The sequence below is a fragment of the Pseudomonas sp. EpS/L25 genome (assembly GCF_001512295.1).
In the GTDB taxonomy this organism is placed as follows: domain Bacteria; phylum Pseudomonadota; class Gammaproteobacteria; order Pseudomonadales; family Pseudomonadaceae; genus Chryseomonas.
In genome coordinates, this window is sequence record NZ_LNUP01000002.1 from 881,155 (window position 1) to 895,040 (window position 13,886).

At 60.2% G+C, this 13,886-nt stretch carries 9 protein-coding genes; 1 reads left to right on the forward strand and 8 read right to left on the reverse strand.

Annotated features, from left to right (window positions below; genetic code table 11):
* Window positions 1-159: 159 nt before the first annotated feature.
* The 6 genes from AR540_RS05160 to AR540_RS05180 form a co-directional block, all read right to left on the reverse strand.
* Window positions 160-1,203 carry a hypothetical protein gene (locus tag AR540_RS05160; RefSeq protein ID WP_059226752.1) on the reverse strand — a complete coding sequence of 348 codons (1,044 nt, stop codon included), beginning with the start codon at window positions 1,201-1,203 and terminating at the stop codon, window positions 160-162.
* A gap of 179 nt (window positions 1,204-1,382) precedes the next feature.
* Window positions 1,383-1,964, reverse strand: a complete 582-nt coding sequence (locus AR540_RS25210) for a primase 1D-like protein (RefSeq protein WP_236712007.1) — start codon at window positions 1,962-1,964, stop codon at window positions 1,383-1,385.
* Window positions 1,961-3,358 (reverse strand): dGTPase, encoded by a 1,398-nt coding sequence (gene dgt, locus AR540_RS24375; protein WP_065242505.1) that lies wholly within the window; start codon window positions 3,356-3,358, stop codon window positions 1,961-1,963. Before dgt ends, AR540_RS25210 begins: the two co-directional genes overlap by 4 nt.
* A 51-nt stretch (window positions 3,359-3,409) precedes the next feature.
* Entirely contained in the window at window positions 3,410-4,657 is a 1,248-nt protein-coding gene (locus AR540_RS05170; protein WP_059226754.1) for a ribonucleotide-diphosphate reductase subunit beta, read from the reverse strand.
* 103 nt (window positions 4,658-4,760) lie between these two features.
* Complete coding sequence (locus AR540_RS05175) at window positions 4,761-7,670, reverse strand: ribonucleoside-diphosphate reductase subunit alpha (protein ID WP_059226755.1); 2,910 nt, start codon at window positions 7,668-7,670, stop codon at window positions 4,761-4,763.
* A gap of 582 nt (window positions 7,671-8,252) precedes the next feature.
* Window positions 8,253-9,011: a 4'-phosphopantetheinyl transferase family protein gene (locus AR540_RS05180; protein ID WP_442963766.1), complete on the reverse strand. Its 759-nt coding sequence runs from the start codon at window positions 9,009-9,011 to the stop codon at window positions 8,253-8,255.
* Between the two features lie 405 nt (window positions 9,012-9,416).
* Here AR540_RS05180 and AR540_RS05185 point away from each other — a divergent pair, with 405 nt between their 5' ends.
* Window positions 9,417-10,763 (forward strand): dicarboxylate/amino acid:cation symporter, encoded by a 1,347-nt coding sequence (locus AR540_RS05185; RefSeq protein ID WP_059226757.1) that lies wholly within the window; start codon window positions 9,417-9,419, stop codon window positions 10,761-10,763.
* A gap of 433 nt (window positions 10,764-11,196) precedes the next feature.
* Here AR540_RS05185 and AR540_RS05190 read toward each other — a convergent pair whose 3' ends face one another.
* Both AR540_RS05190 and fabB read right to left on the reverse strand, forming a co-directional pair.
* Window positions 11,197-12,411, reverse strand: coding sequence for a sugar MFS transporter (locus AR540_RS05190; protein WP_059226758.1), 1,215 nt, complete (start codon window positions 12,409-12,411; stop codon window positions 11,197-11,199).
* 254 nt (window positions 12,412-12,665) lie between these two features.
* Window positions 12,666-13,883 carry a beta-ketoacyl-ACP synthase I gene (gene fabB, locus AR540_RS05195; RefSeq protein ID WP_059226759.1) on the reverse strand — a complete coding sequence of 406 codons (1,218 nt, stop codon included), beginning with the start codon at window positions 13,881-13,883 and terminating at the stop codon, window positions 12,666-12,668.
* Window positions 13,884-13,886 lie beyond the last annotated feature (3 nt).

Consider the following 13,886-nt stretch of genomic DNA (forward strand, 5'->3'; position numbering starts at 1 on the left):
AGCGTGGAAAACGGCGCAGCCTTTTCCACTCGCACCCAGTTCCGCGTGGACAAGCTGCGCGTTGTCCACGCGACGCCCGCTCAAGCCACTCGCTGGACGCGCCTGGCCGCGGACTGAAGCCTCACGCTCACGCCTGCAACGGCTGAACCCTGGACTCGCCTAGGGCTTCACCAGCGCCCGAATCGCCGCTGCCGGCAACCGCGCCGCACTGCCATCCGCCAGCCGCAGCACGAAGGCCTCTCCTAACGACCAGACCACCTGCACATCCTGCAGCACGCATTGGTCGTTCGTAGGCAGCACCTTGGCCTGTTCCTTGGCGCAATAGGACGCATCCAGCACGATGGCCTTGGCCTGGTAGTTACCTAGGCCCAGCGTCTTGACCATGGTTTCGGGCAGGGTGGTGAGCACTCCACTGTAGCCGGCCAGAAAGAGCGCGAAGAACAGCGAAAACATCAGCGCTGCATTCCAGCCAGCGATGAACACCATGGAGGTCAGCGTCGTGATAAAGGCGATGACGAAGGGGGCGATGGCCAGGGCGCTCCACTTGAACAGCGGCTGCCAAGCGCTCACCAGCGGATAGGCCTGGGCCAGCATCCAGACAATGAACAGGCCGACGACCATCGTTGGCAGGTAAGCCTCCCAGACGAACTTCAGGAAGCTGAAGCGGCGCAAGTCGAACAGCCCCTGGACTGCCATGCCCGCCAGTAGCGTGATAGGGACGGGCGCCAGAAAGGCGACGCTGACGAACAGCTCAGGATCGACGAAAAGAATGGCCGCATCGCTGAACCCCGCCAACAGATAGGGCACGAAGAACACCAGCGTCATCAACAGCATGATCTTGCGAAAGCGCCCCTCGGTGCGATAGGGCAGGGCGTAGGTGATGTCTTCCTTGATCGCCGGCGTATTGATGAAGCGGTAATAGACCCAGGCCCCTGGCAGGAACAGCGCGGCAACGAAGGCGCCAATGGTCAGGAAGCCCAGGCAGGCAGCCGCCAGCAGTAGCGACGAAAACTGAAAGAGATCGAAGCTGGGATAGAAATGATTACGAGCGAAATAGGCCAGGAACATCCCGAAGCCCAGGGTCGGCGGCAGCACCTTGGCCAGCAACGAAGCATGACGGCGTAGGAAGGTGCCGGAGAACTTGAGGATGAAATCGAAGATGGCATCCGTGTCGGTGGCGGGTTGGTCGGTCCAGCGGGGCATAGGATCGTCCTTGATGGCAGCAGCCTTGTGTAGCTATATGTCGATCATTGGTAGTGTGGAAAGGTACGGCCTTTCTATAAAACGACATATCCAGTCGCTAAGAACAGAGTATACCTAAAATCGAAGCGTTCAGTGGACAAGCTCCAAATTGTCCACTTTAATGAAGCATGGATTATCTACTAAATCTTGTACAAGAAATCGACAAAAGTTGGCTCTTTCAGATATTTTTTGGAGTTATTGCTGAGACGTAAGCTGCAGTAGCCAGCCATGAGTCTGTGGCCTATCCATCTCGTATCGACAACGGGGAGACGGCTTGGAAGATTTAGCAAAAGAAGCCTTCCCATGTACTCTAGCCATTCTTTGTTTCTTATTTTATTTATTCCATAGCCATGTAGGGAGTTGCCTGAGTCAAAGATGCTGATTTCGGTATTTATTTCTTTTGGGATTATGTTTTTTAGTACTGAGCTGCTTTCCTTTAAGGTGTCTAGTTTGCAGCAGAAATCGATCATGGGTATGTGAAATATCTTTTTATTAAGAGTTATCTTGGAGTGTATTGCAAGTTCTTCTCTAGGGCCTAATATGCTTAGAAGTCTCTCTAAAAGCTCTTCGTTTATAAGGCTGGCTTCGTACTGAAATATGTTTCGTTGATCTAAAATGCTTTGAGGTTCATATTCATAAGTGCTGAATTCAAGAACTGCTTCAGGTGGCAGTTCTTGCGCAATATGATTTATCAGATCGAACGGATGGTTTGGGCGTATCATAGAACTCGGATTCCCGAGAGCTTTTGGTAGATTTCAAGTGCAAAGTCGTCAGTCATGCCAGAAATATAGTCTATGATCAAGTGTGCTCGGTAGTACCATTCTAGTGGACTATCTTTCTCGTGGTTGTAGGTCTTTATGCATTGCTTAGGTATGAGGTTTAGCAACCGCTTTTCGATATCTAGATTTAGGGATTTTATTATTTTTCTGTCTTTTTCTAACAATGCATCGAAGGAGCTTTTCGGAAGGTCAAGCAAGGGTTTGAATTTCTCAAGTATTCCGGAGATTGCACTGTCGCCAGCAAGTTCGAGGATTTCTGCTTCCCTAGCTGTGTAAACCTTTTCAGAGACAAATTTCCTTATTATATTGAGGATTATGTACTCTGCGCTGCGTTCATCTATCAAGGATTCACTGAATCTGAATTTTAATATATCATCTTCGCGTTTAATATAATGCTCTGCAGCAATCGTAGTTGATCTGTTAATCAGGTTTGTTCTGATTGAAATAAACTTGTTGGTTGGCATCTTTTCTTTAGATGCATGGGTCAGGATTTCAATCCAAGCATCATTTGCCATGGCATTCTCGCCTTTTTTTAGCTCACTTTTGATGTGTGCTATCAATTCGTCTATCGTGGTTAGCTTTTTTTCTATGCCATCTTCAATGTCGCTAAGGCAGTAAGCAATATCGTCTGCCGCCTCCATTACAAAGTTCAACGGGTGGCGATTATGTGGAGGGATTCTTAGTTTTTTCCAAGCCCCCTGTATTTTGGTGCTTTCGCTTAAGAAGTATCCATTCTTTTTGGTCGATGGGTTTTCTTCTTGTTTTTTTCTCTCGTGCTCAGGGTACGTGTATTTAAGATAGGCGCATATGGCTGAGCATGTTAGATTTAGACCATAGTCATCTTCACTCTGCAGTTTAGTGATTATTCTAAGACCTTGAGCATTACCTTCAAATTTTTCTAGGTCAGAATACCAATCGGGATGCTCATTTTTATGGTGCGCATAGCAGCCATTTCCTGCATTCTTGAACCACTTGGAAATTGCTGCTTCCCCGAAGTGGCCAAACGGTGGGTTACCGATATCGTGAAGCAAACAAGCAGATTCTACTATGTTTACGAAGGCTTCTTTTTCTTCGTGAGATAAACTTTCTATTTTTCTTACTATCTTTTGAGATATCTGTCTTCCAATCGTAGACACCTCTAAGGAATGTGTCAGTCTGCTTCTGACTGCTGCATTTTGTTCGAGCGGGAATACTTGGGCTTTCTTTTGAAGTCTTCTAAAAGGAGCTGAAAATATAATCCTTGCCTTATCGCTTTCTGTTTCTATAATAAGGTTTTTTTCTCTTTCTGAAGTGCTTTTTCTTAGCCGTTTTTCAGATATGAATTTTTTATAGCTCATCTTGAATTCCTAGTAAAAGCCCCGCTATTGCGGGGCTTTGTCGAAAGAGTCTTAATCCCAGCTCAACGCCCCACCCGTCTGATACTCGATCACCCGCGTCTCGAAGAAGTTCTTCTCCTTCTTCAGGTCCATGATCTCGCTCATCCAGGGGAAGGGGTTGGTGGCGCCCGGGTATTCTTCCTTGAGGCCGATCTGGGTCAAGCGGCGGTTGGCGATGAACTTGAGGTAGTCCTCCATCATCGCCGCATTCATGCCCAGCACGCCGCGGGGCATGGTGTCGCGGGCGTATTCGATCTCCAGCTGGGTGCCCTGGAGGATCATCTGGGTGGCTTCGTCCTTCATCTGGGCATCCCACAGCTGCGGGTTCTCGATCTTGATTTGGTTGATCATGTCGATGCCGAAGTTCAGGTGCATGGACTCGTCACGCAGGATGTACTGGAACTGCTCGGCGGTGCCGGTCATCTTGTTGCGGCGACCCATGGAGAGGATCTGGGTGAAGCCGCAGTAGAAGAAGATGCCTTCCAGCACGCAGTAGTAGGCGATCAGGTTCTTGAGGAACTGGCGATCGGTCTCCGGGGTGCCGGTCTTGAACTCGGGGTCGGAGATGGAGCGGGTGTACTTCAGACCCCAGCTCGCCTTCTTCGCGACGCTCGGGATCTCGTGGTACATGTTGAAGATCTCGCCTTCATCCATGCCCAGCGACTCGATGCAGTACTGGTAGGCGTGGGTGTGGATCGCCTCTTCGAAGGCCTGGCGCAGGATGTACTGGCGGCATTCGGGGTTGGTGATCAGGCGGTAGACGGCCAGCACCAGGTTGTTGGCGACCAGGGAGTCGGCGGTGGAGAAGAAGCCGAGGTTGCGCTTGACGATGCGGCGCTCGTCCTCGGTGAGGCCGTCCGCGCTCTTCCAGGTCGCGATGTCGGCGTTCATGTTCACTTCCTGGGGCATCCAGTGGTTGGCGCAACCATCCAGATACTTCTGCCAGGCCCAGTCGTACTTGAAGGGCACGAGCTGGTTGAGGTCGGCGCGGGCGTTGATCATCTGCTTGTCGCCGACGTGTACGCGCGCGGAAGAGCCTTCCAGGTCGTCCAGGCCTTCCTGGATGTCCAGCTCGTTCAGCGCGGCCTTGGCGCGGGCCACGGCGTCGGAGTCGTCGGCGGACAGGGCGCGGGCGTCATGGACCAGGGCGTCGCCCTCGGAGTCCAGGCGCTCGGTCTGGGCGGGCGCCTGGCCGGCCGCTTGGGCGGGCTTGGCCGTGGTGGTGTCGTCGTCTTTGTCGAATTCTTCCCAGTTCAGCATGGGGTGTCTCCTGGGTGGGCCCGGCCTGTAAGGGCCGGGCGGATAGAAAGGATCGCGGCCATGGGCCGCTCCTACAGAAAGCGCAGGAGCAGCGGCGCGGGGGTTACTGGCAGGCTTCGCACTCGGGATCGTCGAGGCTGCAGGCCTTGGGCACCGGAGCCGGTGCGGCTTCGACTTTCTGGGCCGAGGCCGAGGCCGGGGCTGCGCTGGCCTGGACGCCAGTGATGGGATCGGCGCTCACGGCGTTCAGCTTGCCGGTGTTGATGGTGGACTTCTCGGTGCTGGTGGCGGCCAGGGCACGGAGGTAGTAGGTGGTCTTCAGGCCGCGGAACCAGGCCATGCGGTAGGTCACGTCGAGCTTCTTGCCCGAGGCGCCGGCGATGTACAGGTTCAGCGACTGGGCCTGGTCGATCCACTTCTGGCGCCGGCTGGCGGCCTCGACGATCCACTTGGTCTCCACTTCGAAGGCGGTGGCGTAGAGGTCCTTCAGATCCTGCGGGATGCGCTCGATCTGCTGCACGGAGCCGTCGTAGTACTTGAGGTCGTTGACCATCACCGAGTCCCACAGGCCGCGCGCCTTGAGGTCGCGTACCAGGTAGGGGTTGATGACGGTGAATTCGCCCGAGAGGTTCGACTTCACATAGAGGTTCTGGTAGGTCGGCTCGATCGACTGGGACACGCCGGTGATGTTGGCGATGGTCGCGGTCGGGGCGATGGCCATGATGTTGGAGTTGCGGATGCCCTTCTTGGCACGCTCGCGCAGCGGGGCCCAGTCCAGGGTCTCGGACAGGTCGACCTCGATGTACTTGGCGCCGCGCTCTTCGATCAGGCGCTTCTCGGAGTCGATCGGCAGGATGCCCTGGGACCACAGCGAACCCTGGAAGCTGGAGTAGCTGCCACGCTCTTCGGCCAGGTCACAGGAGGCCTGGATGGCGTAGTAGCTGATCACTTCCATGGAGGTGTCGGCGAACTGCACGGCGGCATCCGAGCCGTAGGCGATGTGCTGCAGGTACAGCGCATCCTGGAAGCCCATGATGCCCATGCCGACCGGACGGTGCTTGAGGTTGGAGTTCTCCGCCTGGGGCACCGAGTAGTAGTTGATGTCGATGACGTTGTCGAGCATGCGCACGGCGGTCTTGACGGTGCGGGCGACCTTGGCCACGTCCAGCTTGCCGTCGACGATGTGGTTCACCAGGTTCACCGAACCCAGGTTGCACACGGCGATCTCGTCTTTGTTGGTGTTCAGGGTGATCTCGGTGCAGAGGTTGGAGCTGTGCACCACGCCCACGTGCTGCTGCGGGCTGCGCAGGTTGCACGGGTCCTTGAAGGTCAGCCAGGGGTGGCCGGTCTCGAACAGCATGGACAGCATCTTGCGCCAGAGGTCCTTGGCCTTGATGGTCTTGTGCAGCTTGAGCTTGCCGTACTCGGTCAGGGCTTCGTAGTACTCGTAGCGCTCTTCGAAGGCCTTGCCGTAGAGGTCGTGCAGGTCGGGCACGTCGGCGGGGGAGAACAGGGTCCAGTTGCCGTCCTCGAAGACACGCTTCATGAACAGGTCGGGGATCCAGTTGGCGGTGTTCATGTCGTGGGTACGCCGACGGTCGTCACCGGTGTTCTTGCGCAGCTCGAGGAATTCCTCGATGTCCAGGTGCCAGGTTTCCAGGTAGGCGCAGACCGCGCCCTTGCGCTTGCCGCCCTGGTTGACCGCCACCGCGGTGTCGTTGACCACCTTGAGGAAGGGCACGACGCCCTGGCTCTTGCCATTGGTGCCCTTGATGTAGGAGCCCAGGGCGCGCACCGGGGTCCAGTCGTTGCCCAGGCCGCCGGCGAACTTGGAGAGCATGGCGTTATCGTGGATGGCGCCATAGATGCCGGACAGGTCGTCGGGCACGGTGGTCAGGTAGCAGCTGGACAGCTGCGGACGCAGGGTGCCGGCGTTGAACAGGGTCGGGGTGGACGCCATGTAGTCGAAGCTGGCCAACAGGTTGTAGAACTCGATGGCGCGGGCTTCTTTATCTTTCTCCATGTGCGCCAGGCCCATGGCCACGCGCATGAAGAACAGCTGCGGCAGCTCGAAGCGGGTGCCGTGGCTGTGCAGGAAGTAGCGGTCGTACAGGGTCTGCAGACCCAGGTAGGTGAACTGCTGGTCGCGCTCGTGATCGATGGCGGCGCCCAGGCGCTCCAGGTCGAAGCTGGCCAGTTTCGGGTCCAGCAGCTCCAGCTCCACGCCCTTGGCGACGTAGGCGGGCAGGGCCTTGGCGTACAGCTCGGCCATCTCGTGATGGGTGGCGGACTCGGCCACGCCGAGGAAGCTCAGGCCTTCGGCGCGCAGGCTGTCCATCAGCAGGCGGGCGGTGACGTAGGAATAGTTCGGCTCGCGCTCGACCAGGGTCCGGGAGGTCATCACCAGGGCGGTGTTGACGTCCTTCTCGGCCACGCCGTCATACAGGTTCTTCAGGGTTTCCTTCTGGATCAGCTCGCCGTTCACCTCTTCCAGGCCTTCGCAGGCTTCGCTGATGATGGTGTTCAGGCGGCCCATGTCCAGCGGCTGGGTGGTGCCGTCGGCCTTGGTCACGCGGATGCTCGGGTGCGGCTCGGCGATGTCGCTGGCGGCGCCCTGCTTGCGCTCCTGGCTGCGGGCTTCACGGTAGATCACGTAGCTGCGGGCGACCTTCTGCTCGCCAGCGCGCATCAGGGCCAGTTCGACCTGGTCCTGGATCTCTTCGATGTGGATGGTGCCACCGGAGGGCATGCGGCGCTTGAAGGTGCTGCTGACCTGGTCGGTGAGCTGCTTGACGGTGGTGTGGATGCGCGACGAGGCCGCGGCGGTACCGCCTTCCACGGCGAGGAAAGCCTTGCTGATGGCCACGGTGATCTTGTCGTCGGTGTAGGGGACGACGGTACCGTTGCGCTTGATGACGCGCAGTTGGCCGGGGGCGGTGGCGCCCAGGTCCTGGCTGTCGTCTTGCGCCGGGCGGCCCTGCTGGGCTTGCTCGCGGGTCAGGTCGGTGTGCATGCGGATCTCCCTTGATCTGAAATAAGGGGACCGGCGGCGAGCCGACGGTCCGGAAGAGGGTTGGCCCAGGGCCTGCGCGACGCGGCGTCACGCGACTACCAATGAAGATTCCCACGAAAAGCCGTGCCGACGCCGACTCCCGAGGGTGTCGACGGGCGGGGTCCAAGATCCTGGAAATTCATAATTCGGACGACAGGATAAGCCCTCCTCGCAAGGAGAGACAGTCTTGACAGGGGGGTGTTTCGCCGTCCCAGCCACCCCCGACGAACTGCTATATATGGTGGTGCGATGCGCTACTGGCCACTAGATGTCGCGTTTATCACGTTTTCGGCTGTGGATAACGAGTGGATAAGCTGTTCGGCGCTGGGGGGTATCCTGGGGGTGGGCCCAGGCCAGCCCTCGCGAACTCCGGCCTTAGAGCCTGCTGGTCAAATAACGTACAGTTCCCGCCCCTGTCGCATCCAGAAAAGTCGCGGGATATACCGGTTCGCTATGAGCGCCCCTGCCGACATAAGAAAACGGTAGATAGACGGTGCGACCTTCCGCCTCGGCGCCTTTTCATCCTGACCACTGTCGCCTTCCTTATATAGCCAGGTGGACGTCGGCGTGGTCCTGGGCGCGCACGGCCAATAGCGTCAGCAGCCGCTGCTCGTCGTCCAGCTGGAAGTGACCACTCAGCTCGGCTCCGGCGCTCCAGCGCGGGGACAGGTCGCTGAGCAGGCGGATGGCGAAGCGGCCGGCGGCGAGGTCCCACGCGAGGATCTCGGCGTCCTGGAAGAAGAACATCCGTTGCACCTGGGGATGAAGGGCCTTGAACAGACTCTCCTTGGCCGAAAAGGCCAGGGTGATGGCCAAGGCTTGCTCGCTTTCGTCGAGGGGATGCAGGCGCGCGAGTTCGGCCGGGGTGAGGATCTGGTCGACCAGGCGCAGGGCCTTGGCGGGTTCGAGCAGCGACTCGGCGTCCAGGCCTATGCCCAGGTACTCCTGCCGCTGAGCCACCGCCGCCGCGGCCCAGCCATGGCTATGGGTGATGGCGCCCACCTGGCCCGTCGGCCAGGCCGGGCCGCGGTCCTGGCTGCGGTGCCCGGGGACCATGGCGCTGCCGGTCAGGCGCCGCAGGGCTTCCCGGGCGCAGAGACGACCCGCGAGGTATTCGGCCTGGCGTTTGGCCACGGCGCGCCAGAGGTTGTCCGGTGGCTGCACGCCCAGGCGCGAGGTGTCGCGCTCGAAGTCGACCTGGGTGGCATCGAAGCGGCAGCAGAAGACCTCCAGCGACGCCAGGTCTTCGCCCAGGGGGGCGAGGGGGGCGGGCAGGGTGCAGCAGCCCGGTAGATCCTTCACTTGCATGGTGGGTACGGTGGCAGGGTGATCCGGCATTCTACCTGGCCAGGGAAGTGGCGGTTCATACCGCAGTTCCGCGAAAGGCTGCCGAGGATAGCCGACTACCGATCCTTCATGGGCGGAAAACCGCCTGGGACGATGGGGGATTTCCGCCCACTTTCGTCGGGTGGCGGAGTCCCGCCCTGGTTTCGCCACTAGACTTTCGACTGAAAGGTGCATGAAAGCTGGCCATTTGCTTGCGCAGGCAAAAGTGGAACGGCTATTGCTTAGCTACCGGCAGATACCGGTGTCACCGTCGCGCGGCCATCGGGTCCACAACAAAAAGCTCTCAGGATGAGAGAGCCACTTTCAGTCAGGTGCCCACTCGAGACAGGACGTCAGGTAGTGGCCACAAGGGAAAGAGCCATGACAGCAACCGTCGACACAACAACTACTACCGCTCCCGCGCCCAAGCTGCCCGTCAAACGACCCCTCTACAAAAGTCTGTACTTCCAGGTGATCGTCGCCATCATTCTGGGTGTGCTGCTCGGCCACTTCTATCCCCAGACCGGCGCCGCCATGAAGCCGCTGGGCGACGGTTTCATCAAGCTGATCAAGATGGTCATCGCGCCCATCATCTTCTGCACCGTGGTGACGGGGATCGCCGGCATGCAGAACATGAAGGCGGTCGGCAAGACCGGCGGCATGGCCCTGCTGTACTTCGAAATCTTCTCCACCATCGCACTGCTGATCGGCCTGATCGTGGTCAACGTCGTCCAGCCGGGCGCCGGCATGAACGTCGACGTCAGTACCCTGGACACCAAGGGCATCGCGGCCTACGCCGCGGCTGGCGAGAAGCAGAGCACCATCGACTTCCTGCTGAACATCATCCCGTCGACGGTGGTCAACGCCTTCGCCACCGGTGAGATCCTCCAGGTGCTGTTCTTCGCCGTGCTGTTCGGCTACGCCCTGCATCGCCTGGGCGAGACCGGTCAACTGGTGTTCAACTTCATCGACCGTATCTCCCACGTCTTCTTCAACATCATCAACGTCATCATGAAGCTCGCCCCCATCGGCGCCTTCGGTGCCATGGCGTTCACCATCGGCAAGTACGGCGTCGGCACCCTGGTGCAGCTGGGCTACCTCATGGCCTGCTTCTACATCACCTGCCTGCTGTTCGTGCTGGTGGTGCTGGGTGCCGTGGCGCGCCTGCACGGCTTCAGCATCCTCAAGTTCATCAAGTACATCCGTGAAGAACTGCTGATCGTGCTGGGTACCTCGTCCTCCGAGTCCGCCCTGCCGCGCATGCTGACCAAGATGCAGAAGCTGGGCGCCGAGAAGTCGGTGGTTGGCCTGGTGATCCCCACCGGCTACTCCTTCAACCTCGACGGCACCTCCATCTACCTGACCATGGCCGCCGTGTTCATCGCCCAGGCCACCAACACCCAGATGGACATCACCCACCAGATCACCCTGCTGCTGGTGCTGCTAATCTCCTCCAAGGGCGCTGCCGGCGTCACCGGTAGCGGCTTCATCGTGCTGGCCGCTACCCTGTCCGCCGTCGGTCACGTACCGGTCGCTGGCCTGGCGCTGATCCTGGGTATCGACCGCTTCATGTCCGAAGCCCGTGCCCTGACCAACCTGGTCGGCAACGGCGTGGCCTCCATCGTGGTCGCCAAGTGGTGCGGCCAGCTGGACGAGCAGACCCTGAAGACCGAGCTGTCCCGCGGCCCGAACTTCGTCGAGATCGAGGAAGCGCGTCAGACCGCCTGAGCCTAGCCGAGGGCCGCTCCCCGAGCCGCTCTCCCGCAACACCGAAACGCCCGTGTCGAGAGATGCGGGCGTTTTCTTTTGCCTGCGATTTGGCCGGGGCAGGGGCGATGGGGTTGTGGCGGGCCTCAAGCCCGGGTGCTCGGCTGGCTCCGGTACGGCCCTGCCGGGAGGCTGCGTCGGCTGCTGCTGAGTGCCAGCGAGAGGGCTTACGGGCCCGCGGGCGATCGCAGGACGCAGGGCGAGGACACCCGATGTTGTCGCACCGCGGGCCAGGGTGTGGCTGAAGGGATGGGCAGTGACGTCAGGCCGGCGAGGGCAGCGCGCCATCCGGGATGGTGACAGGTCGGTTGCGGAAGCTTGAGGCGGGGGGAAGAAACGGGAAGAGCAGGAGGAGGGGTGAAGCGCTGGCGGGGCGCCAGCGCTTCGGGGTGGATCAGCGACGCAGGGTGGGGCGGTAGCCCATCACGCCGTAGAACAGGATGTAGAGGTAGCAGACCAGCGGGATCAGGAAGGAGGGCAGCAGGCCGATGGTATCGGCGAAGTAGCCCTGGATGGCCGGCACCAGGGCGCCGCCGACGATCCCCATGCACAGCAGGCCCGAACCCTTGGAGGTGAACTTGCCCAGGCCCTTGAGCGCCAGGGAGAAGATGGTCGGGAACATGATGGAGTTGAAGAAGCCGATGGCCAGCAGCGCCCACATGGCGACCTTGCCGCCCTGCAGGACGGCCACGGCCAGCAGCACGCCGATGGCGATGGCGTTGAAGCTCAGCACCAGGTTCGGCCGCACCTTGGTCATGATCACACCGCCGATGAAGCGACCGACCATGGCGCCACCCCAGTAGAGGGACAGGTACTTGGCGGCGGTGGCGGCATCCAGGCTGGCCACGTCCGGGCTCTCCATCAGGCTCACCAGGTAGCTGCCGATGGACACTTCCGCACCCACGTACATGAAGATGCCGACCACGCCGAGCAACAAATGGCGATAGGCCCAGACGCTGTTGGCGGTCAGGGCATTCTCGTCGGTGGCGTTGTCCTGTTCGGTGTCCTTGATCTGCGGCAGGCGGAACAGGCCGATGATGACGGCCAGGGCGACCAGCATGCCGGCCAGGATCAGGTAGGGCAGTTGCACCGAATGGGCGGCGGAGTCTTCACCCACCAGGGCCAGGATGGTCACCGCGCCCACCAGCGGGCCGACGGTGGTACCCAGAGAGTTGAAGGCCTGGGTCAGGTTGAGGCGCGAGGCCGCGGTTTCCGGCTTGCCGAGGATGGTGACATAGGGATTGGCCGCCACCTGCAGCACGGTGATACCGGCCGCCAGGACGAACAGGGCGGTCAGGAAGAAGCCGTAGGAGTGGGCTCCAGCGGCAGGGTAGAAGAGCACGCAGCCCACGCCGGCGGTGATCAGGCCGACGATGATGCCCTTCTTGTAGCCCAGGCTCTCCACCAGGCGACCCGCCGGGAAGGAGACGATGAAGTAGGCGGTGAAGAAGCAGAACTGGATCAGCGAGGCCTGCAGATAGCTGAGGGTGAAGACCGCCTTGAGGTGGGGGATGAGGATGTCGTTCAGCGAGGTGATCAGGCCCCACATGAAGAACAGCATGGTGAGGACGATCAGGGGTCCGCGGTAGCTCTGGTTTTGATTGTGCATTGGGGCTCCATGGGTACGACGGTTTCTTGTATCTGCCCGAGATAGTCGGACAGCGCTGTCTATGGCGGCTGTGCAGGCACAGCAAAGCGGCGCGAGAGTAAGCTATTCGCGCTGCTGAATCCATTCTTCCTGCGGGTTCGCAGCCGAAGCGCTGGCGCCTTCGACCGCGGGGCTCGTGACCGGTTCAGCCGAGCAGGGAGCAGAAATGAAAAACGGCGCCAGAGGCGCCGTTCGGGTCACACGAGCGAGGGCTATCAGCCCTGCCAGCGCTTGAGCACGAGGGTGGCGTTGGTGCCGCCGAAGCCGAAGCTGTTGCTCATGATGAGGTCCAGCTTGGCGTCTTCCTTGGTCTCGCGCAGGATCGGCAGGTCGGCGACCTCCGGATCCAGCTCGTCGATGTTGGCCGAGCCGGCGATGAAGTTACCTTCCATCATCAGCATGCAGTAGATGGCCTCGTGCACACCGGCCGCGCCCAGGGAGTGACCCGACAGGCTCTTGGTGGAGCTGATGGCCGGCGCCTTGTCGCCGAACACGGCACGCACGCCCTTGATCTCGGCCACGTCGCCCACCGGCGTGGAGGTGCCATGGGTGTTCAGGTAGTCGATCTCGCCATCGACGGTGGACAGCGCCTGCTGCATGCAGCGGATGGCGCCTTCGCCACTCGGGGCCACCATGTCGTAGCCATCGGAAGTCGCGCCGTAGCCGACGATCTCGGCGTAGATCTTGGCGCCACGGGCCAGGGCGTGTTCGAGCTCCTCGACCACCACCATGCCGCCGCCGCCGGCGATGACGAAACCGTCACGCTTGCTGTCGTAGGCACGGGAAGCCTTTTCCGGGGTCTCGTTGTAGTCGCTGGAGAGCGCGCCCATGGCATCGAACAGCATGCTCTGGGTCCAGTGCTCTTCCTCGCCGCCGCCGGCGAAGACCACGTCCTGCTTGCCGAGCTGGATCTGCTCCATGGCCAGGCCGATGCAGTGGGCACTGGTGGCGCAGGCCGAGGCCACGGAGTAGTTCAGGCCCTTGATCTTGAAGGGAGTGGCCAGGCAGGCGGAGACCGTGCTGCTCATGGTCCGGGTCACGCGGTAGGGACCGACGCGCTTGACGCCCTTCTCGCGCAGGATGTCCAGGGCTTCCATCTGGTTGAAGGTGGAAGCGCCACCGGAACCGGCGATCAGGCCGGTACGGGGGTTGGACACCTGCTCTTCGGACAGGCCGGAATCCTTGATCGCCTGCTCCATCGCCAGGTAGGCGTAGGCGGCGGCATCGCCGACGAAGCGCTTGACCTTGCGGTCGATCAATTCTTCGAGGTTCAGGTCGATGGAACCGGAAACCTGACTGCGCAGACCCATCTCGGCATATTCCGGATTGTGACGGATGCCGGCACGGCCCGCGCGCAGGTTGGCGGAAACGGTGTCTTTATCATTGCCCAGGCACGAAACGATACCCAGACCGGTAATGACGACGCGACGCATGCG